This window comes from Arthrobacter sp. UYCu723 (assembly GCF_054059215.1).
On record NZ_JBSSBW010000001.1, the window covers coordinates 2,128,692 to 2,148,344 of the forward strand.

21 protein-coding genes and 1 riboswitch are annotated in these 19,653 nt (G+C 64.9%); of the genes, 6 read left to right on the top strand and 15 right to left on the bottom strand.

All coding sequences use genetic code 11. From position 1 onward, the window contains the following. Window positions 1-3 precede the first annotated feature (3 nt). The 4 genes from ACVWZ8_RS09995 to ACVWZ8_RS10010 all read right to left on the bottom strand — a co-directional run bounded on the left by ACVWZ8_RS09995 (window position 4) and on the right by ACVWZ8_RS10010 (window position 3,183). Window positions 4-1,014, bottom strand: a complete 1,011-nt coding sequence (locus ACVWZ8_RS09995) for an aldo/keto reductase (protein ID WP_456504541.1) — start codon at window positions 1,012-1,014, stop codon at window positions 4-6. 193 nt (window positions 1,015-1,207) lie between these two features. Then, entirely contained in the window at window positions 1,208-1,618 is a 411-nt protein-coding gene (locus ACVWZ8_RS10000) for a DMT family transporter (protein WP_426979494.1), read from the bottom strand. Window positions 1,619-1,620: 2 nt separating this feature from the next. Continuing rightward, window positions 1,621-1,944, bottom strand: a complete 324-nt coding sequence (locus ACVWZ8_RS10005) for a DMT family transporter (RefSeq protein ID WP_456504542.1) — start codon at window positions 1,942-1,944, stop codon at window positions 1,621-1,623. Window positions 1,945-1,953: 9 nt separating this feature from the next. Further along, window positions 1,954-2,021: riboswitch (guanidine-III (ykkC-III) riboswitch) on the bottom strand. A 496-nt stretch (window positions 2,022-2,517) separates the two neighbouring features. Beyond that, a complete protein-coding gene (locus ACVWZ8_RS10010) occupies window positions 2,518-3,183 on the bottom strand; it encodes a HutD/Ves family protein (protein ID WP_456504543.1) in 666 nt (221 codons plus the stop codon). A 127-nt stretch (window positions 3,184-3,310) separates the two neighbouring features. Here ACVWZ8_RS10010 and ACVWZ8_RS10015 point away from each other — a divergent pair, with 127 nt between their 5' ends. Beyond that, window positions 3,311-3,910, top strand: a complete 600-nt coding sequence (locus ACVWZ8_RS10015; RefSeq protein ID WP_426979491.1) for a phosphoribosylanthranilate isomerase — start codon at window positions 3,311-3,313, stop codon at window positions 3,908-3,910. A gap of 107 nt (window positions 3,911-4,017) precedes the next feature. Here ACVWZ8_RS10015 and ACVWZ8_RS10020 read toward each other — a convergent pair whose 3' ends face one another. The 7 genes from ACVWZ8_RS10020 to ACVWZ8_RS10050 form a co-directional block, all read right to left on the bottom strand. Beyond that, window positions 4,018-4,749 carry a hypothetical protein gene (locus ACVWZ8_RS10020; RefSeq protein WP_456504544.1) on the bottom strand — a complete coding sequence of 244 codons (732 nt, stop codon included), beginning with the start codon at window positions 4,747-4,749 and terminating at the stop codon, window positions 4,018-4,020. A gap of 254 nt (window positions 4,750-5,003) precedes the next feature. Further along, window positions 5,004-5,381: a hypothetical protein gene (locus ACVWZ8_RS10025; protein ID WP_426979489.1), complete on the bottom strand. Its 378-nt coding sequence runs from the start codon at window positions 5,379-5,381 to the stop codon at window positions 5,004-5,006. Continuing rightward, window positions 5,371-7,254 (bottom strand): hypothetical protein, encoded by a 1,884-nt coding sequence (locus ACVWZ8_RS10030; RefSeq protein ID WP_456504545.1) that lies wholly within the window; start codon window positions 7,252-7,254, stop codon window positions 5,371-5,373. Before ACVWZ8_RS10030 ends, ACVWZ8_RS10025 begins: the two co-directional genes overlap by 11 nt. Then, window positions 7,251-9,359, bottom strand: coding sequence for a glycosyltransferase (locus ACVWZ8_RS10035; protein ID WP_456504546.1), 2,109 nt, complete (start codon window positions 9,357-9,359; stop codon window positions 7,251-7,253). The genes ACVWZ8_RS10030 and ACVWZ8_RS10035 overlap by 4 nt, the downstream gene beginning before the upstream one ends. Window positions 9,360-9,369: 10 nt before the next feature. Continuing rightward, a complete protein-coding gene (locus ACVWZ8_RS10040; protein WP_426979486.1) occupies window positions 9,370-10,470 on the bottom strand; it encodes a hypothetical protein in 1,101 nt (366 codons plus the stop codon). Window positions 10,471-10,548: 78 nt separating this feature from the next. After that, window positions 10,549-11,547, bottom strand: coding sequence for a glycosyltransferase family 2 protein (locus ACVWZ8_RS10045; protein WP_456504547.1), 999 nt, complete (start codon window positions 11,545-11,547; stop codon window positions 10,549-10,551). A 1-nt stretch (window position 11,548) separates the two neighbouring features. Further along, on the bottom strand, window positions 11,549-12,328 hold the full coding sequence (locus ACVWZ8_RS10050) for a glycosyltransferase family 2 protein (protein ID WP_354245773.1): 780 nt from the start codon (window positions 12,326-12,328) through the stop codon (window positions 11,549-11,551). A 594-nt stretch (window positions 12,329-12,922) separates the two neighbouring features. On the opposite strand from ACVWZ8_RS10050, the gene ACVWZ8_RS10055 reads away from it, so the two are divergent. Continuing rightward, a complete protein-coding gene (locus ACVWZ8_RS10055; protein ID WP_426979484.1) occupies window positions 12,923-13,615 on the top strand; it encodes a glycoside hydrolase family 16 protein in 693 nt (230 codons plus the stop codon). 90 nt (window positions 13,616-13,705) lie between these two features. Here ACVWZ8_RS10055 and ACVWZ8_RS10060 read toward each other — a convergent pair whose 3' ends face one another. After that, entirely contained in the window at window positions 13,706-14,614 is a 909-nt protein-coding gene (locus ACVWZ8_RS10060; RefSeq protein ID WP_456504548.1) for a metallophosphoesterase, read from the bottom strand. 449 nt (window positions 14,615-15,063) lie between these two features. On the opposite strand from ACVWZ8_RS10060, the gene ACVWZ8_RS10065 reads away from it, so the two are divergent. Beyond that, window positions 15,064-15,609: a YceI family protein gene (locus ACVWZ8_RS10065; RefSeq protein WP_426979482.1), complete on the top strand. Its 546-nt coding sequence runs from the start codon at window positions 15,064-15,066 to the stop codon at window positions 15,607-15,609. A 6-nt stretch (window positions 15,610-15,615) separates the two neighbouring features. Here ACVWZ8_RS10065 and ACVWZ8_RS10070 read toward each other — a convergent pair whose 3' ends face one another. Further along, window positions 15,616-16,011, bottom strand: a complete 396-nt coding sequence (locus ACVWZ8_RS10070; RefSeq protein WP_426979481.1) for a hypothetical protein — start codon at window positions 16,009-16,011, stop codon at window positions 15,616-15,618. A 22-nt stretch (window positions 16,012-16,033) separates the two neighbouring features. Next, entirely contained in the window at window positions 16,034-16,192 is a 159-nt protein-coding gene (locus ACVWZ8_RS10075) for a hypothetical protein (protein WP_426979480.1), read from the bottom strand. Window positions 16,193-16,325: 133 nt separating this feature from the next. On the opposite strand from ACVWZ8_RS10075, the gene ACVWZ8_RS10080 reads away from it, so the two are divergent. Both ACVWZ8_RS10080 and ACVWZ8_RS10085 read left to right on the top strand, forming a co-directional pair. Beyond that, complete coding sequence (locus ACVWZ8_RS10080; RefSeq protein ID WP_354241405.1) at window positions 16,326-16,739, top strand: YccF domain-containing protein; 414 nt, start codon at window positions 16,326-16,328, stop codon at window positions 16,737-16,739. 22 nt (window positions 16,740-16,761) lie between these two features. Then, on the top strand, window positions 16,762-17,280 hold the full coding sequence (locus ACVWZ8_RS10085; protein WP_456504549.1) for an SRPBCC family protein: 519 nt from the start codon (window positions 16,762-16,764) through the stop codon (window positions 17,278-17,280). A gap of 36 nt (window positions 17,281-17,316) precedes the next feature. Here the strand turns inward: ACVWZ8_RS10085 and ACVWZ8_RS10090 are convergent, their stop codons facing one another. After that, window positions 17,317-17,595, bottom strand: a complete 279-nt coding sequence (locus ACVWZ8_RS10090) for a hypothetical protein (RefSeq protein ID WP_456504550.1) — start codon at window positions 17,593-17,595, stop codon at window positions 17,317-17,319. A 503-nt stretch (window positions 17,596-18,098) separates the two neighbouring features. On the opposite strand from ACVWZ8_RS10090, the gene ACVWZ8_RS10095 reads away from it, so the two are divergent. Beyond that, window positions 18,099-19,643 carry an NCS1 family nucleobase:cation symporter-1 gene (locus ACVWZ8_RS10095; protein ID WP_456504551.1) on the top strand — a complete coding sequence of 515 codons (1,545 nt, stop codon included), beginning with the start codon at window positions 18,099-18,101 and terminating at the stop codon, window positions 19,641-19,643. Window positions 19,644-19,653 lie beyond the last annotated feature (10 nt).

Consider the following 19,653-nt stretch of genomic DNA (forward strand, 5'->3'; position numbering starts at 1 on the left):
GCGCTATTCACGTCCCTCGGACACCCAGCTGGGGTCCGCGGAGCGGGAGCCGACGACGGCGTCCGCGGCGGCGTCGAGCATCTCGAGTTGCGCTGCGGAGAAGTCGAGCGCCAGGGCGCCCAGGTTCTCGTCGATCCGGTCCGCCTTGCGCGTGCCGGGGATGGGGACCACGGGCAGGCCCAGCTTCCGTCCCTGCGCTAGGAGCCAGGCCAGCGCCACCTGGGCCGGTGTTGCACTGCGCCCGGCGACGGTGAGCTCTGCGGCGACAGTCCGCACGGCTGCCACCACGGCCTGGTTGGCGTCGGCAGCGTCCTCGGCGAAGCGCGGGATGTTGCGGCGGAAGTCGTTGGCGCCCAGCGTTGAGGCGTCCACGGTGCCGGTGAGGAATCCCCGGCCCAGCGGTGAATAGGGCACAAAGCCCACCCCGAGTTCGGCCGCGGCGGGAACAACGTTGCGTGCCACGTCGCGGCTCCAGATGGACCATTCGCTCTGGACCGCGGCGATCGGGTGGATGCTGCTGGCAACACGGAGCTCCTCGGCCGTCACCTCTGACAGGCCGAGATGCCGCACCTTGCCGGCCTGCACCAGCCCCGCCATGGCCTCCACGGTTTCCACTATCGGAACGCGGAGGTCACGGCGGTGCATGTAGTACAGGTCGATCGAGTCGGTGCCCAGCCGTTGCAGGCTGCGGTCCACGGCCTGCCGCACGTAGGCGGCGTCGCCCCGGATGTCCGTGTAGCCCGCCGGCGGTGTGCCGACGAGGCCGAACTTGGTGGCCAGCTGGACTTCGCCGCGGCGTTCCTTGAGCAGCCGGGCAATCAGCTCCTCGTTGCTGCCGCCGCCGTAGATGTCCGCCGTGTCGATGAAGCTGACGCCGGTATCCACCGCGTGATACAGGGTCCGCAGGGCCTCGGCCGGGTCCATCTCGCCGTACACCGGGGTCAGGGCCATGCCGCCGAATCCGAGCGGGCTGACTCTTAGTCCGTCGCCGAGCTGGACTGATGCTGCTGCCATCGTGGGTCTCCATTCGCTGTCGGTGCTGCCGTGAAAGGCCGTGCTGCGGGAAATGCCGTCCCAGCCAAGAACCCCGCCCGGCGCAGGAGTATTCCGCCCCCGGTTGCCGGACCGGCCGGAAGATTCTCCCCACCTTTGAATGTGGCGTGGCCAGTACGACGGCGCGTCGCGGGGGACACGCCGTCGTACTGGCTCAGACGTGGGGAGTTTCTGCGGGGGACGGCGGCCGCGGTGCGGCCGGGTCTCTGGCCGGAGCCCCGGCCGGCAGCAGTTTCAGTGCCGCAGCGCAGCCCACGATCCCTGCCATGAAGAGCAGTTTCAGCGGGCTGGCGGGCTCGACGCCGCTCGCCATTGCCCAGCCGACCGTCAGGGCCGCGCCGATCCCCACCCAGACGGCATAAGCCGTCCCGAGCGGAATGCGCTTCACAGCAAGGCCCAGCCCGACCATGCTCAGCGTGGCCGTCACGGCGAAGACCACGGTGGGCAGCGGCCGGCTGAACCCGTCGGAAAGGCCCAGGGCCGTGGCCCAGACCGCCTCCAGCACGGCAGAGGCGAGCAGGAAGAGCCAGCGGGTTGCTGATCCCGGCGCCGGTTTGGTTGCCATGATCACGCCACCAGCTTCAGGCCGGCCACACACGCGGCGATCCCGCCGAGCAGCAGGATCCGCACGGCAGTCGCGCGTTCAATTTTGGTGATCATCGCGTAGCCGGAGGTCAGGACGACGCCGACCCCCACCCACACCGCATAGGCCGTGCCGGTCGGAATCGACTGCATGGCGATGGCCAACCCGCCGGTGCTGGCGAGGACGGAGACGAGGAAGATCAGGGCCGGAAGCAGCCGGCGGCGGCCCGTGGCCTGCGAGGTGCGGTGCAGGGCGGCGGCCCAGACGGCTTCGAGCGCCCCGGAGAATATGAGGATGATCCATGACATGACGGCTCCCGTGGCCAGTCTTGTCGCGTGCCGGGTACTGAACCGTCGTCCGGAGACCCGGAGAAGGGGGCCTGGGACCCAGAGTAGCAACCCCCGCGCGGGGCGGCGAACTACCATCCTCGGAGTCCCGCTAACCCTGTGGACCGTGGTGATCGCGCAGGCCACCTTCGGCATGGCCACCGTGTTCAACAACGTCATCGCCCGGCTCCGCCGGATGCGCGGGGACTGGAGGAGGCATCCGCCGGTCTGGGCGTCGGCGTGTTCACCACGTTCAGGCTGGTGACGTTCCGCCAGCTCCGGTCCGCCCTGCTCGCCGGCGGCTGCTCGCGTTTGCGCTGAGCTTCGATGAAATGATCGTGACCACCTTCACGATCGGGGCCGGCGACACCACACAGCCGATCTGGATCCTGCAAAACCTGTTCCGGCCCAACCAGGCGCCGGTGGTCAACGGCGTGGCCGTGGGCCTGATCGTCGTCTCGATCGTCCCCAGCTGGCTCGCGCAGCGGCTGTCGGCGGACTCGGTGGGCGTGGGCGCCGCCCGCGTGAAGACGTCGGAAAGCCAGCCCGCTGGAGCTACCCAGCCACCCGGTCGATCGAGACGACGGCGAGGAAGCCGCGGCCCAGGATTTCCGGCGTCGCCGCGTCAGAGCCGACGACGGCGTCGTAGCGGTTCAGCGCCTGGGACTCGACGGCGGCAGCCGGCGCCGTGACGGCGGCTGTCCCTCTGCCGGGCGCCACGCCGGGTTCGGAGCCCGCAGTGCCGGGGCTTACCGTTGCCTGGCCCTCTAGCAGGATGCCGAACTGGCCCTCGAACACGGGATGCGCCCGCTTCTTGGAGAGCTCGATGATGGAGGTGTAGCCCTTGAAGCTGCCGTTGCGGGTGATGACATTCAGGTCGCGGATGTCGCCGGTGGGCAGTGCGCCGGCGGAGTCTGCGTCCCCTGAAAACCGGAAAGGGCGGTACTTCTCTAGCGGATGCTCGGCACCGTCGACGCTCAGGAGCAGGAGTTCCCCTTCGATCACGGTGAGTACCCGGTCCATGCCGGGGAAGGCGGAAAAGGCACCGGCTTTGGAGACCTCAGCGATGCTGACCCGCCAGTCCCATGCGCTGTCCGGCCTTCCGGCATCAACAGTGGCGGCCTCTGCGGCAGGCCTCGGGCGCCGGGCCAGTTCGCGGGTCGCCCCGCCGCCGTTGCGCCAGGGTTGGGCTTTCAGCTCGGCGTAGCGGATGATCTCCATTGCCCCAGCCTATCCGCTGACCCGGTGGAGCAGCAGCACGCACGGCAGGCGACGGGAACACGTAACGCTGCCGCTGGCTGCCGCATCTTGCTAACGTCAGAGTCAGGAGCGTTGCAGAAGGAGCCAAATGTTTGTCAAAGTGTGTGGACTCAGTACCGCTGAGTCGGTCCGGACCGCGGTCGCGGCCGGGGCTGACGCCGTCGGTTTCGTCCTGACGCGCAGCCCCCGCGAAGTGACCCCGGCGCAAGCCCGGGAACTTCTGGCGCATGTTCCCGGCGGGGTTGCCGCGGTCGGCGTCTTCCGGCACGAGACAGCGGCGGACACCGTCGCCCTGGCCCGCCAAGCGGGGCTGGAGTGGGTCCAGTTGCATGGCGACCGCACCCCGGCGGACGTGCAGTCCGTGCACGACGCCGGCCTGAAAGTCATCCGGGCAGTGTCCATGGACGCAGACGCGGAGGCGTTTGCCAGTTGGGGTGAGGAACTGCTGCTCATCGACGCCGCGGTGCCGGGTTCCGGCGAGGCATGGGATTACTCGTCCGTCCGGGCCAAGGGGCTGGAAGGCCGGAACTGGCTGCTCGCCGGGGGGCTGGATCCCGCCAATGTTGCCGACGCGGCGGCACAGGCCGGGGCGTGGGGCGTTGACGTGTCCTCCGGCGTCGAATCAACCCGCGGTGTCAAAGACCTGGCCAAGATCAGTGTGTTCGTGAAATCGGCCAAGTCAGCCTAGGGCTGTTCGACCGCGGACGAAGGGCGGTAGCCGGGGAATTTCCCCGGCCACCGCCCTTCATGGTTGTGCAGGATCGGCATACCTCTCAGACAGGCAGGCTCCTACGGTCAGGGCGAGCGCGTGATGACGACGTCATCGATGTACTCATCGCCCTTCTGCCGGTAGTGCTCGGCCCCCAGCTGAACCTTGCTCAGGCTGGTGCCGGCCATACTGACTGCACTGCTGGAGTATTTCTGCACTCCGTCAAACCACACCTGGACCGTTGACTTAGAGCCGTTTGTCGTGACACGCATGGTGACGTGATGCCAGGCCTTCAAGGAGATGCTTCCGGAGATCAGCTTCGTGTAGACGAACGACCCGCTGGGCGCGGTGACCCGCAGCCACAGCTGCCCGTTGCTGTTGTACCGGTAGATATCGGCGATCCGGGTGGTGCCTGAGAAGAACCGGAAGTACGGTACATCGTTGCCGGAGACTCCGGCGGCGGTGATATTGAACCAGCCGTCTGCGTAGGCAGTCTTGGTGCCCGAGGGGAAGGAAGGCGTGGAAAAATTCGCGAGGGAACCGGAATCGGTGGTCACATGGAGTTTGGCTGTCTTGGTCCCGGTGTGCGGCGACGTACTCGAAAGAGTCGCCGTGCCGGTTCCGGACACCTTCGGGACAAGGCCGCAAAAGCCGCCGGTCTCAAAGCTCGTCGCTAATACGACGCTTCCGGGATAGGAGATTTTCGGCGCGGGACTGCAGGTTGCGGCGGTAGCGGCTTGGGCGGAACCGAAAACAAGGGAACCGGCTACGAGCAGCCCTAACGTTCCCGCAGTGCTGAGTGCTTTTAGTGTTCTCATTGATTTACTCTCAGTATCAGTTGTTGATTACTGTCAGTAGTTCGACGGGTGCGAACTGGCCCAGCGGCATGGGCAGACTGGTGCCGCTTACAGGAGGCGCATCAGCTGCGCTACTACCGAGACACCTGCTACGGAAAGAAGGGCCGCCGTCGCATAGGCCGCGGCCCGCGGGAGTGGTTTGTCGGGGTTTAATACCCGCAATACATCGCAGGTCACCAGCGAGGTGATGGCAGCTAGCCCGGTCAGGAAAACCATCATTTTGCACCTGCCGGGGAGACGCGGGAACGGTTGACCTCGAGTGCCAGCAAGCCAAGTGTGACGAGGGACAGGAGACACACGCCTGCCGGAGGTGACCAGAGACGTGCGTAGACCATCGCCGTCGATACGAGTGTGGACATCGCGAGGCTGAAGGCAATGGCGATGGCGATGGCGAGAGGTAGCGCTCCACTGCTCTGCGCGGAGGGCGGCGGACCGAACCGTAGCAGCAGGACCAGAGCCGTTCCCGGGCCGGCGAGCATCAGCAGCCCGATGACGGCCAGGCGGAGGCCCTCGGGGCCGAAAAATGACAGCGGCACGGCGGCTATCGCGACGGCGGCCGTCGCAAAGCTTACGTAACGTCGTTCAATTGCCATTTCTTGCTCCTTCGATATGGAAGATCAGGCCGTCGTCGTTCTCGGCAACCCTCGTCCAGCCGGGGCTGGTGCCGCACGTGGCGACCAAGTTCTGCAGGTCCCCCAAGGGCGTTGAGCCGCGCAGTTCCGCGGCGTGAAGCTGACTCACCGTGACGATCAAGTAGGCCCCGGAACGGGCGGCTATTTGATTGGCGGCTTCACACGTCAGCGCGTTTGCGCCAGGCCTCGGTTCGGCTGGAGCCAGCGCCCGGTAGTCGTATCCGGAGTAGTGCTGGAACTTCCACGGTGTATTGCGCACGGCCTCGATGAGCACGGACCCGGCGGGTGCGGTCTCGTAGAGGCGGTTAACAAGGGCGATTTCGTCGGTAGTGAAGCTCTCCATGATTTCGTTGCCGTATCTGGTCACGATGGTGGTCGTGGCGAGAACAGCCCCCAGCAGCAAGAGGGCGATGCCGCGACGCAGACCCGGGCCATTGGGCTTGTCCGACATCAGCGGAAGCACCGCCAGGCACACCGTGAACGGCAGGCTGAAGAGGTAGAGCCGAAGTAGCAGCTCGCCTCCATAGGGCTGGACCGGGACGAGGACCAGCACCGCCAGCGCACATACCGCGGCCGTGAGCCAGGGCGCCCTCCGCCGCCGGCCCACCACGGCGCCCACCGCAGCCAGTATCCACAGCAGCGCCACCTCGGCCAGGCGGGTGTAGACCACAAACATGTGGGAGCTGCTGCCTGAGACTCTTGAGCTCAGCGTGCCGAACGTGTTTGCGCCGATGTCGCCAAACGAGCTAAACAGCTCCTCATAGTGTCCCTGCAAATACGCTGATGCCGCAAAGACCAGCCATCCCAACGGCAGCATCAACGCTAGAACAGGAAGAAAGCGGAGTCGCAGGCGGCCGGTCAGCATTAAGGCGGCCAGGATCGGGATTGCCGCGAAGGGAGTCAGTTGGTGTGAAGCGGTCATGGCGAAGAGGATCACCGAACAGACCACGACGAGGATGGCCGCATTTCCTCGGGATGGAACCGCGAGGCCCTGCCGGGGACTGGCTGCGTCCAGCCTGCCGACGATCCGCGCCAAAGCGATGGTGAAGCGGTTCCGGTCCGTCCGCCATGCCCACCCGGTGAAGCTACTGAGGATGCAGGCGATGAGGGTGATCAGCAGCACGAAGGCGTAAGCCTGCGGCGCCAGGTAGTCCTGGCCGACCCAGCTGGTCAAATAGAAGAGCCACACTGCGGCCCAGGCCTGGCGGCGATGGGCAGTCAGCCTTGTCGCCAGTGCCAGCAGTGGAGCGAGCAGGATTATGTTGACTCCGATGGGTGCCCACGTGGCCACGCCCATCAGGTCCTTCACCCCGGTCGCGCCCGAGAGCATTCCCAGCAGGTCGAAGAAGCCCGGCCAATTGAAGTAGGCGTCCAACGTCGGGTCCAGCTGTCCGGATTGGGCAATCGTGTCGGCAATCCCGAGATGCCGGTAACTTGCCTCGAGCCGCGGAAGGCCATGGATGATCGGGTCGGCGCCATGCAGGATCAGCACCGTGACCAAGATCTGCCAGGTCTGGAGGACCGCGTTGAACCGGGGAAGGTTCAGGGCGGCGACGAATCCGACCAGGCTGAGGGCGAGAGCCACGAAATAAGCGGGGGGCAGTGCTCCAATGAGGCCGGAACCGCCGATCTGCCGGGGATCGACCGTGCTCAGGCTCCAGATTCCGAGAATCAGGGATAGAGCGCCGAGGACGATGAGCGCGCCGATGTGCCAGATGGGAGTCAATCCGGGGCCGGTGCCGGCGGGCGGTTTCGCACCCGCGCGCCGGATATCGTCCATTGGAGCGTCCCGGGTAGTCAGGGGGACAGTTGCTGCTGCAGTTTCGTGAGTCATGGTGTCTCCATTCCGGTCGGCTCTTGGCGCGCCGACGAAGGAATCTGGACGGCCGCGGAAGAGGCCTTGGTATGGGTCAGTGCTATCAGGCGCCAGCTAGCAATCAGGGCCACCACAGATTGCGCGACGGACCAGAGCAGGGAGACGCCGGTGAGGCCGTGTAATTGGGCGACGGCGGGAGCCGGCCCCAGCACCAGGGCCGCGGCCACTGCGGCGACCGATGTGGATTCAAAAAGACGCCCCTGGGCCCGGCACAACCCGTAGTAGACCTGGGTGACGCAGCTCAGGAGGAGCGCCGGGACGAGAATGGGAATCAGCACCCAGGCCGAGGCATAATCCGGCCCAAGAAAACGGAGCAGGAGGGGCCCGACAAAGATAAGCAGTCCGCCGGCCACCAGTGTGAGCAGGAGGCTGGCCCGGATGGCGGACACAACAAGGCCGGGCCTGGAACGCGTTCCGGCCAGCGCCGTCTGGAGGGAAAAACCCGCGGACTGCGGCACGAAGAACACTGCCGAGGCCATCATCCAGACGATGTACCAGGCCGCTGTCGCCGCTGGGCCGAGCGTTGCTGCGACGATCAGGGGCAACAGGTAGCCGGGTGCCCGGTCGGCAAGCATCAGGGCGTGGTTTGGCAGCCCGGGTTTCAAGAGTTTCAGTGCGTGCCGGGGCCGCAGTCCGTGCCGCCAGTCGGGAGAGACCCTGGCGCGGCGGAGTTGGCGCAGTCCCACCACCACACTGGCCAGGGCACCGGTTGCAACTGCGCCGACCACTACCGACAGTTCGTGGATTCCGAGCACGAAGGCGAGTGCCACCACGGCGAGCTGGACGATGCTCTGCACGATGCTGCGGGTGAGTGCGCGGTCGGCGCGCTCCTGGGCGACGCCGATGTGGTCCAGCTGATAGGCGACTGCGGCGAAGACAGCCGTGGCGAGGAATATGGCTGTGACCAGTGGGTCGTTCCAGGCCTCGCCGACCCCCGAACCGAAGGAGTGTGTTATTGCTGCAAGTCCTGCGGCCACCGCAAGCGAGAAGGTCGCAACGGTAAGCAGGCTCGTGGCGATGAGGCGGCGGCCGCCGTCCGATTGCGCGGGCAGGAGGGTCAATGTGGCCGGTCCAACGCCGAACATACCCAATTGCACCGTCAGGAGTGCCGCCGATATCACCACCGACCCCAAACCAGTTTGGGCGGGGGGAAGTACGAGAGCCACCAGTGCCCAGAAGAGGAAACCCGTGAGCATGGGGGCCACCCTGGCAGCGGCCAGCCAAGCCGCGTTTCCGCCAACGGAGAGCGGCTGGCCTGCCGGGCGCAGGATCTCACCGATCATGGACCGGTAGTTATAGAGGAAGAAGCCCGGCCAATAGGGCAAGTATCGGGGTGCGCGAACAAGGGAGATTCCCACCCCTCGGACGGTCGCCAGCAGGGGGAGCACAACCATCCAGCCCGCGCGGCCTGGATGTTTGCGGATTGTACGCGCCATTCCGGCGCCGTCCTGCTCCCATTGGTCCCGCGCCCCGTCAAAGGTGTCGGCAAACCGGTGCCGTACCACTGTCGTGGGGGACACTCCAAGCCGATAACCGGCCTTTTCCAGACGGATCCGCAACTCAACATCCTCGCCGGAGCGGAAGGAGTCATCGAATCCGACCGAAAGCAATAGGTCCCGGCGTATGAGCGTGGCGCAGACGCCGAACCATGACCGCACCCGGCTGTGGTTGTGGTGCCAGGCCAGGGCTGATCCCCAGTAGCCGGGCCCGTCGGCCTCGCTGGCCAGCCCGAACTGCAGACCGTCGAAGCCGCCCGTTTCGAATTCGCCCAGCAGCCGCTCCAGGCTGCCCGGCGGGAGGACGACGTCGGCGTCTATCAAGGTGACGACGTCGCAGCGGGCGCTCTGGACACCCAGCATTCGTGCTGCAGGCAGGCCCCGGCCCTCATCGGAAATGACCTGAGCACCGAAGGAGCGCGCGATCTCGACCGTGTCGTCGGTTGAACAGCCATCGACCACGATCACTTCGCGCGGACCCTGACCGGTGATGGACTCCAGGCACTCGCCCAGCCAAGCGGCGGCGTTTCGCGCCGGAACGATCACCGACACATCAAGATCGACCACGTCCCTCACCTCAACCGTCGAGCTTTGAACGCACCACGTTCGCGACGAAATCTGAGGCCTGGTCCGCGGACCACGAGACAGGGAGACGAAGCAGCGAGCACGGCACGTCTTCCAGGGCCCGCCGCACCACGGCGGCCTTCTCGCCGAAATGTTCCTCCAGGGGGACCAGCCCGGACGCCCCCAAAGCCTCGACGAGCCGGCGGGAAACCATCGGGAGCTCGGAATGGAAGTTCCCGACAATGCGGGACGTCATCCAGTCGGCGCTGCGGGCTTCAAGCCGTGCTTCCACCCCGTCGAAACGCTCGAGGAAGATGGCAAGCTGGGCCGGTGCCGCTGATGAGATCCGCTCCGGGCCGAAGACCTGTTCCGGGTGCACCATCCGGTGTTCGGGAGACCAGCGTCTTGTGAAAGCGGCAGTCTTGGGGTAGCGCACAATCACGGGGTGGACGGCGGTGGCCAGATGGGCCACGGGGGTGGTGAGCCAGCCCGGCGCCAAGGGCTTGCGTGTTCCGTGGAACAGTTCGGGGTAGATGGCCCGGTGGTGTGGCTTGATGAACATGGGCTTCGCGTACCCCATGAGCATGCCGCCAGCGCCCAGGAAGGCCCAGTCATCCGCCATGAAACGGACATCCGGCATGGCAACCAGTTTTGCCACCGTGCTTGTTTTCCCGACTCCGCCCCATGCCGGCAGCAGAACGCCCGAACCGCGGAAATCGACCACCGCGGCATGGATCATCGCGGTCTCTTCCTGGACGCATAGCCGGTCCAGCAAAGGGATGACCGCGGTCAGCAACTCACCGCTGCCCTCGATCCGGTAGCCTTCCGGCGTTTCGATGATCTGGACGCGGTCGCCGGGCAGGTAGAGCGAGTCCTCAGTGAAGCGATAGGCGTCTTCGGCATGCGACTGACCGGAGACCGGCGAAATTTGCTCGCTGATGGATATCCGCCGGGACGCGACGGATTTCCCCAGGAACGGGGCAAGCATGTCCCGCAACTGCGACTCACCAGGCGTTCCGGGCGCCACTTCAATGCCCACCACGCCATGGATGTCGAAGCCGGCCCCGCTGGCGGCGCCGGAGTGCTGGATGACGTCTCTCTCAGACTGGCTCATGTCGGGATCTTCCTGACGTCAGGACTGCCGCAACGGCAATCTTCGGGACGGCGATGTTTCGGGGTGCGTGCACCTGAATCACTGGACTTCTCTCCACAGCTCGTCCTGTGACACCACGCTTGTTTCCGGAGGCAAGGAGCCCGGTGGCAGGCGGCGTCCGCGAATGTACCCGGAGGCCGTGGATGCGAGCACTGCGATGATTGCGCCCGCCCGGCTCAGGCCTGCGGCGTCCTTGCCCCGGCTCCAGTCACGGATTCCGGCAAAAACGGCGCGCGGCAAGACCTGCCGGACATAACGCCGTTCAGGGCCAAGGGCGCGCTTGTGGCCGACAATCCGGCTCACTTGTGCCTTGGAGATGCCTTCGGACCAGGAGCGCGCTAGCATGTACCGCCAGCTGCCACGCTCCGCGGGAACATGGTGATGCACGAGGGCCGCGGGTTCGTAGACGACCCGGGAGCCAGGGGCGCCCATGACCGCCCGTATGCAGAGTTCGGTCTCTTCACATCCGAGGGGAACGGCGTCCTGGCGGCCCAGTGACGTGTTGAACCCGCCGACGCGGTCGAGGACATCGGCCCGGAATGACATGTTCGCCCCGATGACGTTGCGGACCTCAGCAGCGACCTTGGGCATGCCCCGGTAGGTGCAGCCAACGATCCAGTCCAGTTCTTCAGCGAAGTACCCTGGGCGGCCGGCCATCCACAGCGGCTCAACACGGCCACCCACCGCCAGAACGTCCGGATCGTCGTACATTGCAGCCATGCGTTCGAGCCAATCCGGGGCGGCTTCGGCGTCGTCGTCGAGGAAGGCCACTACTCTGGCGTTCGCGACCCCCGCTCCGGTGTTGCGCGCGCCGGAGAGGCCCTTGGGTCCGCTGTTTTCGACGATCACAACGTCCGACACCGTGAAGATGAGCCGCTTGTAAAGATCCATGTTGTAGTCAACAACCACGATCGTCTGCTGCGGGGGATGAGTCTGGGCCCGGACCGAGTCCAGAGCACCCATTAACAGATCCCAACGCTCCTCCGCGTAGGAGCAGATAACTACAGAAATCGTCGGAAACCCTGCGATCTGGGACATCTCAGGCCCCTGGCCGCAATCCCAGAACGCTCTGGGGGTCCGTGGGGATGTGCGGGAACATGACACTCGGATACTTGTATTTCACCCGTCGCAGGGCCTCGGGCCGGGCTCCGGCGGTGGGCGCTTCCCAACTGATACGTTCACGGGCAAGGGTTCGCAGCACGCGCCACCCGTCCCGGAAGGTATGGAGGTTTGACTTCCCGGATATCCGGCACAGCTCGTGGCTGGGGACCTCGGCGATCCGAAGGCCGGCCCTGGAAGCCCGCACGATCAGCTCCGTCTCGATTTCAAAGCCGTCGGACTGCAGCTCCAGGATCTCAACGCATTCCCGGCGAAGTGCTATGTATCCGTAGCAGAGATCCGAATAGTCGCTGTGCAGGACGGCGTTGGCCAGCCACGTCAGCATGCGGTTGCCCGAGCTCCGCAGTATGGTCAGGTCATCCGAGCCGCCGCCCGTGACGTAGCGCGAGCCCTTGACGAAATCGTATTCATGCTGGAGGGGTGTCACGAGCCAGCCGATTTCCTGTGGATCCATGCTGCCGTCGCCGTCCAGCATGACGATGATGTCGCCCGACGCCGCGGCGAATCCGGCCCGCACCGCGTTACCTTTGCCGGCGCGGGGCTCGGCAACAACGACGACGTCCAGACGGAGCGCCCGGGCGACGTCTACGGTACTGTCCAGGGAACGGCCGTCGACGATCACAACTTCGTCGACATACGTGGGCATCCGGCGAAGCACCCAGGGAAGATTCATGGCCTCATTGAGGGTGGGAATCACCACGCTTACTGATGGGCCAGACTGGGGCGGCGTCGTTTGGGGGCGCAACTTGGGTTTGAGATTTGGGATGGACATCAGCCTCACCACTCAATGACGTTGTCTGCTGCCCCAAACCACTGCTTCCCCCTGCGCATGGACCCGAGAGCCCAGCTATTTCGCCGGTGGGTTGTAGGCAATTAAGTAAATTTCCCCCTGATAAATACTGGTCCCGGCACCTTTCGGAAACCTTGGGTTTAGTTGAAGTTTCTACTTCTCGAACTCTTGACCCTCGTGGACCGGGGCAGGACACCGGATACTTGACAAAATCAGTTGATTGCCCGGCTCCGTACATGCAAGACTGACCGCATGCGGACACCCGTTCAAGGGGGCGCTGCCCGGAGCAGTACCCGGCGCCTCCGCAACTCCCGGATAATGCTCGTTCCCGCTGTCGTCCTTGTTCTACTGGGTTGCGGGGCCGAGCCGGCCCCCAGGGTCGAGCGGCCCTTCAGCGCCGAGCCCGGTTCAGCCCTCAGATCCACCCCTACCCCGACCCCTACCCCGATCCGGACAACTGATCTGGCACAGAGCGGCGATCTGCCCGGGTGGAAAAATGTTTTCGTGGAGGATTTCTCCGCCGGCGACGTCCCGCTGGGCGCCTTCCCGGGCCCCCTCTACCAGGAGCGGTGGAGCGCGGGCTACAAGGACGGGACGCCGGACACGGCAGGACAAGCCAATGGCGGCAAATCCGGCTACTACCCGTCGAAGGTGCTCAGCGTTCAAAACGGCGCCTTGGACTGGTTCCTGCGCTCGGAAAACGGGATCTCCATGGGGGCGGCGCCCACGCCAAAAATTCCAAACTCCAGCGCTAACCCGCCACGTGCCAACAGCCTCCTGTACGGGCGGTACTCCGTGCGCTACAGGGCTGATCCGATGCCCGGATTCAAGACGGCGTGGCTCCTTTGGCCGGACAGCGGCATCTGGCCGAGGGATGGTGAGATCGACTTTCCTGAGGGGGATCTCGCCCAGATTATTTACGGTGCAGCGCATTTTGAAAGGTCCGGTGCCGACGCCTTCGAAAAGTTTGACTCGGACCAGTCCGTCAGCTCGTGGCATGTCGCCACCATGGAGTGGAGCCCGGGACGGGTTGAGTTTTTTCTCGACGGGCGATCCCTCGGTGCGAGTACCATTGCCGCACCCTCGACGCCAATGCACTTTATCCTGCAGACCGAGTCCTGCCTGCCCATCTGTCCTGCTCCCGAAACCCAGGGTCACGTCTATCTGGACTGGATCAGCATGTGGGTACCGGCCTAGAGGCCCACAAGGCCCGCACGGGCATCCACCTGTGACGGTTTGAGTCGGCGGCGGCGTCCTCAGGGCTTCCGGCGTCGAACACGCACCGCACTATTTTCGCTGGATCCTGAAAGAGTCCGTGAGGCTGTAGCCCTCGGCGGGAACGAACCTGGCGGTCAAGTCTCCGGTTGTCGCCGCGACGTCAAGTGTGCCCAAGGAGGGGTTCCGGTTCCTGCCCGACCACGTCGCAAAATAGCCGGCTTCCACATCCTTGCTGTTGACGTCGTAGAGCCCTACCCCGCCGACCCCGATGGTGGCGAACACGGTCCCCGCGCCCTGCACCATGCTGCTGTCCGAGTCGGTCAGGCAGCCATTGGAGAAGGCAGCCGCCTTGAGGCCCGGGCAGTTGGAGCCCGGACCCAGCTGATGTGTCCGCTGATAGACGTGGTCGTGGCCGCTCAGCACCAGGTCGACTTTCTTCTCGATCAGCATATTGGTTAATTCCTCGCCGGCCTGGCAGTCATATTTGCCCACGCTGAAGCAGGGGACGTGCATGCCGACAACTGTCCAAGGGATGCCTTGCGACTTTGCCCCGTCGAGGGCGTCGGTGGTCCAGCGCCACCGCTCGCTGCCCCTCGAGTAGTCGAGCGGCCCATCCCGGAAATCGATGCCGGGGGAGACCATCACGAAACGGACAACGGGATCATTCTCCGGGACGTCCGCGTACCACTGCGTCCCGTATTCGCCCTGCATCCCGGGCAGTTTATTGGGGAGGCAGCGGACGAAATTTTCGATGTCTCCTTCGTGGCCGTCGCTCTCATGGTTTCCGGTCACGAGCTGGTAAGGAAATTCGGTGCCCAGTTTGCCCGTGACCATATCGCAGAATTGCTTTTCGATTCCGGCCTTATATGAGAAGTCCCCGAGGGCAAGATTCAGCTGAGGCTTGAGGCCCGCGACGACGTCGAGCACCTTCTTGGCTCCCGAGCCCACACCCATATCCCCCTGGGCTGTGAAATGCACGGTGCCAGCCGGGGACTGCGGGGACTGCTGGGACCGGGACGGCTCCGACGAAACCGGGGGTGAGGGCTCCGGTGAGCCCGAGGGGGACGGCCGTGGAGGCTCCGGCGGTCCGGACTGGCACGCGGCCAAAAGCAGGCCCAAGGCCAGAAGCCCAGCCGCAAGTTTGAAGTCAGCGCGTTTGCGCAGCGATCCGGCCACGATGCCCCTCACATGATTGGGTGGATCAGGCTTCTATGAAAGCTAGGTAATTTTACAGGCCAGACTAACGCTGCGCGGGATCGAAGACCAGATGCCATTGCGCCTGGCCCCCCGAAGGGACCGGGGCTCCTGGCGTCACGCCGTCGGGTCGCTCCCTAGCCGGGGGACGGCTACCTCGTTAGCATTCTCCTTGGGGGAGTACCCCGATGACCCGGCGGGTCCGGCCCGCCACCCTCTCGAAGGAGACCGTTGTGACTCTGCCCGAAGGTTTGACCCCCGGCGTCTGGACGCTGGACATGTCCCACAGCGAGGTCGGATTCAGCGTCCGCCATGCCGGCATCAGCAAGGTCCGCGGCCGCTTCAACGAGTCCTCAGCGGAGGCCCGGGTCAGGGACTCCCTGGCGGATGCCAGCCTGCACGCCAGCATCAAAACCGCCAGCTTCGACTCCGGCGACGCCAACCGTGACGCCCACGTCCGCGGACCCGACTTCTTCGACGTCGAAAAGTACCCGGAGATGACGTTCCGGGCCACCGCCATCAGGGGCGACGGCGAGGACTACGTCCTGACCGGCGACCTCTCGATCCGCGATGTCACCAAACCGGTGGACCTGGAGGTCGAGTTCACCGGCGTCGCGGTGGATCCGTTCGGTGCTACCCGGGCAGGGTTCAGCGCCGAGGCGGAAATCAGCCGCAAGGCATTCGGGTTGACCTGGAATGCCGCCCTCGAAGCGGGCGGACTGCTGGTCAGCGACAAGGTCAAGATCACTGTCGAGGCCGCCATGGTGAAGCAGCCCTAGCTGGTCTCAGAGGAAGAGCAACACAAAACCCAGGGCAGTGGAAATGGCACCGACCCCGGTGAGGACCCATCCGAGGGTCCATGCCGGGTTGTCCGGTTTGGGCGGTGCCAGCCCCCACCGCGAGGGGTGACATACATCGTAATAAAGCACGACGTCGGCCCCGTCCGCCAGCCCGGGCGATTCGGCGTCGGGAAGCAGGGAGCGGTGATCGGCGTTCTGGTGGTCCGTCCAGTGGTACCCCTTGAAGCCTCCGGCGCTGAACACCTGGGCTGTGGTTTGGGTCCACTGGCAGTGTCTCCGTATGGCGATCCAGCCCCAGGCGAGCAACGGCAGGCCCAGGACGAACCCCACCCACGTCATGACTTCCAGAATCGGGCCGAAAGCGCCCCCGACCGTGGTCATCCGACAGGCCGGGCCCGCAGCGTCAACGTGTGCTGCGCATGCGGCGCAGGAAGAACGCAATGCCGGCGGCCACCAGGATCAGCAGACCCACGTAAAGCAGGAACTGCACGGCTTTCACAGCCAGGCCCACGCCCAGCAGGACGACGGCGACGATCAGGGCAAGCTTCAGGAGTGCAGGCATTGTTCAAGTATTGTGCGGATCCCGGTGATCTCAAAGCGCGCGGGCCCGGGCCGGTGTCCCGGCGAGCCACGTCAGGGATTTTTCAGGGCCAACCCCTAGGCCTGATCTGCGCCGGGCGGGAGAGAATGGAGCCATGAAGACATTGCTCAACATCATCTGGCTGCTCTTCGGCGGGCTCTGGCTGGCGATCGGCTATTTCGTGGCCGGGATCGTATGCTGCCTGCTAGTCGTCACCATTCCCTGGGGGCTCGCCTCTTTCCGGATCGCCTCCTACGCGCTCTGGCCCTTCGGCCGCACCGTGGTGGACCGGCCTGGCGGCACCGGCGTATTCTCGCTGCTCGGCAACGTGATCTGGCTGCTCGTGGCGGGCATCTGGATCGCGATCGGGCATGTGGTCACGGCCTTCGCCATGGCCATCACCATCATCGGGATCCCGCTGGCCATCGCCAACCTCAAGCTCATCCCGGTGTCCCTCATGCCGCTGGGCAAGCAGATAGTCCCGAGCGACCGGCCGTTCGTGGCGGCTTACAGCAAGGCCTATCGCTAGGCCGAGAAGGAGGAAGACCGCAATGTCTGAACATGTCACCGCTGAAGCGGCAGTCCCTGACCATGAAGGACCTGGGTCGGCGGCACTGTCGGACGACCTGATGCTGGTCGTCACCCGCGAATTCCAGGTTCCGCTCGGCAGGGTGTGGTCGGCCTTGACGGATCCGGACCAGGCTCCTGCCTGGTGGGGGCCCCGCGGCTTCCACACCCCGCGCGAGAGCATCGACGCGGATCTGGAAATCGGCGGCCTCTACCGGGCCTGCATGATCCAGGACAGCACGGGGCAGGAGTATTGGTGGAGCGGCGTCCACACCGACATCGAGCCGCCGAACCTCTTTGTGTTCACCCATGCCTGGGACAAACAGGACGGCACCCGCGGCTTCGAAACCGAGGTGACGTTCGAACTGGAGGAGATCGACGGCGGCACCCGGATGACCTTCAGGCAAGGCCCGTTCGACACCCCGGACAACCGTGACAGCAACGGCGTCGGCTGGCGGGAGTCGTTCGACCGTCTGGCCGAGCATCTCCGGCCGAGGGACTGATAGCCGGGGCACGGCGCCTGTTCTGCCAATTCGAGGCTACTGCTTCAGCGCCGCGGACTCACGCGTCTCGTAGGGGATGCCCCGCAGTTTTTCGTGTGCCTCGTTGACCTGCAGGAGGTAGCCGTCAGGGTCCGAAACGGTGACGTAGCGGCCGAATGTTTCGTCAATGATGACGGAAGGCTCAAAGCCCGCACCGGCCAGTCGCCCGGCAACCGGTTCCAGCTTCTCGTCGCTGGTGAACTGCACCGAGACCGAGCCGGCGTCGATCAGCTCCCGGCGCGGCATGCCCAGCTGCCGGCCTGTCACGGCGAACACGACCGCCGGATGCCCAGTGCTCTGACGCCACATCCGGGGGTCGCTGCCATCCGCTACGCCCACGTAGGTATAGACAATTCCACATTGTGGAAATAGATTCCCCCCTTGTGGAATGCTGTGATCCGGCTTACATTTGTTGTGTCCCTCAAAGAAGAGTGGCCCGAGACAAATGATTGGTCAGGATCTTGCTGCAAACCCTTCTCGTTCTCGGAAATGTTCGACCCACTCTGAAGGGTCCCGAGCCGCCGTGCGGGTTCGCCACCACCGGTCCCCGCGGCGAAACCAGTTGTTCCTCGGGGCAGATCGCCACACCCGAGGACCTGATCTGACGAGAACACCGCCGTCACCATCGTTGCGTCGTCCCATCACGCCGTCGGGCTGCTCCGGCCCGCGGCGTGCGTTCCCTGGCCGCCAGGGACGGAGGAAACGGTCAGCAGCCGCATCCTCGACCCGCCTGCGCTTCCGCAGGCCCCTTACTTATGGTTCCCCCGAGAGGTCACTCCATGTCAGCATCGCCGGCCATAGCGCCAACCATTGACGGGCATCACGAACGTCCCCAGCCTAGCTTCGATGAGCCCCCCACCGCAGAGGACCTGGTCCTCTCACCAACGAGTACGCGGCTTTATAATCAGGACCTCGCGCCCACCCTGATGAAGGGACGCCGATGGACGGCCTACAGCATCTTCACGCTCTGGGCCAACGATGTGCACAGCTTGGGTAACTACGGGTTCGCCATCGGCATGTTCGCACTCGGCCTCGGTGCGTGGCAGATCCTGCTCGCCTTGGGAGTCGGCGCGGTCCTCCTGTTCCTTTTGCTGACACTGTCGGGATTCATGGGCCATAAGACTGGCGTCCCGTTCCCCGTCATGAGCCGCATCGCGTTCGGAATTCATGGCGCGCAGATCCCGGCCCTCATCCGTGGCGGCGTCGCGATAGCCTGGTTCGGAATCCAGACCTATCTGGCATCCCTGGTGCTCCGCGTCTTGCTAATTGCCCTGTCGCCCGGCCTCGCGGATCTCGACAAGGATTCCATTCTCGGACTTTCGACCCTTGGCTGGGTATCGTTCCTGTCCCTGTGGATCGTGCAGGTCATCATCGTCCGGTACGGGATGGACATGATCCGCAAGTACGAGGCTTTCGCCGGGCCGATCATCCTCGTCACGATGGCCGCGCTGGCCGCGTGGATGTTCCTGCAGGCCGGAGGTTCCATTGCGCTCTCGACTAAGGATGCCCTGACCGGGGGCGAGATGTGGCGGGAGATCTTCGCCGGTGGCGCGCTCTGGGTCTCCATCTACGCCACGTTTGTCCTGAACTTCTGCGACTTCACCCGCTCCTCGACGACCCGCAAATCCATCATCAAGGGCAATTTCTGGGGAATCCCGGTCAACATGCTCTTCTTTGGCCTGATCGTCGTCGTTATCACCGGGGCCCAGTTCAAAATCAACGGCGTCGTGATCGGCAGCCCGTCGGATATCGTCCAGTCGATCCCGAACACCTTCCTCCTGGTGGCGGCAGCGCTGGCTCTCCTGGTTCTGACCATCGCGGTGAACCTGATGGCGAACTTCGTCGCGCCGATCTACGCACTGACCAACCTCATGCCCAAACGGCTCGACTTCCGCCGCGCCAGCCTGCTCAGCGCGATCATCGGGCTGGTGATCCTGCCCTGGAACCTTTACAACAACCCGGCGGTCATCGTCTACTTCCTCGGGGGCCTGGGCGCACTGCTCGGCCCGCTGTTCGGTGTCATCATGGCCGATTACTGGCTCATCCGGCGCACCCGGATCAACGTCCCGGAGCTTTACACCGAAGTCAGCCAGGGGTCCTACTTCTACAGCAAGGGCGTCAATATGAGGGCGGTGGCGGCGTTTATCCCGGCCGCGCTCATTTCACTCCTCATTGCGTTCATCCCGGCACTGCAGCCGGTCGCGGCCTTCTCCTGGTTCATCGGCGCCGGAATCGGAGCCCTCGCGTATTTCATCGTCGCGGACCGCAACCGGGAATTCCACGACGTCTCCGGGGAGCCCATCGCCGTCCCCAGCCTGCACTGACCCTCGTATC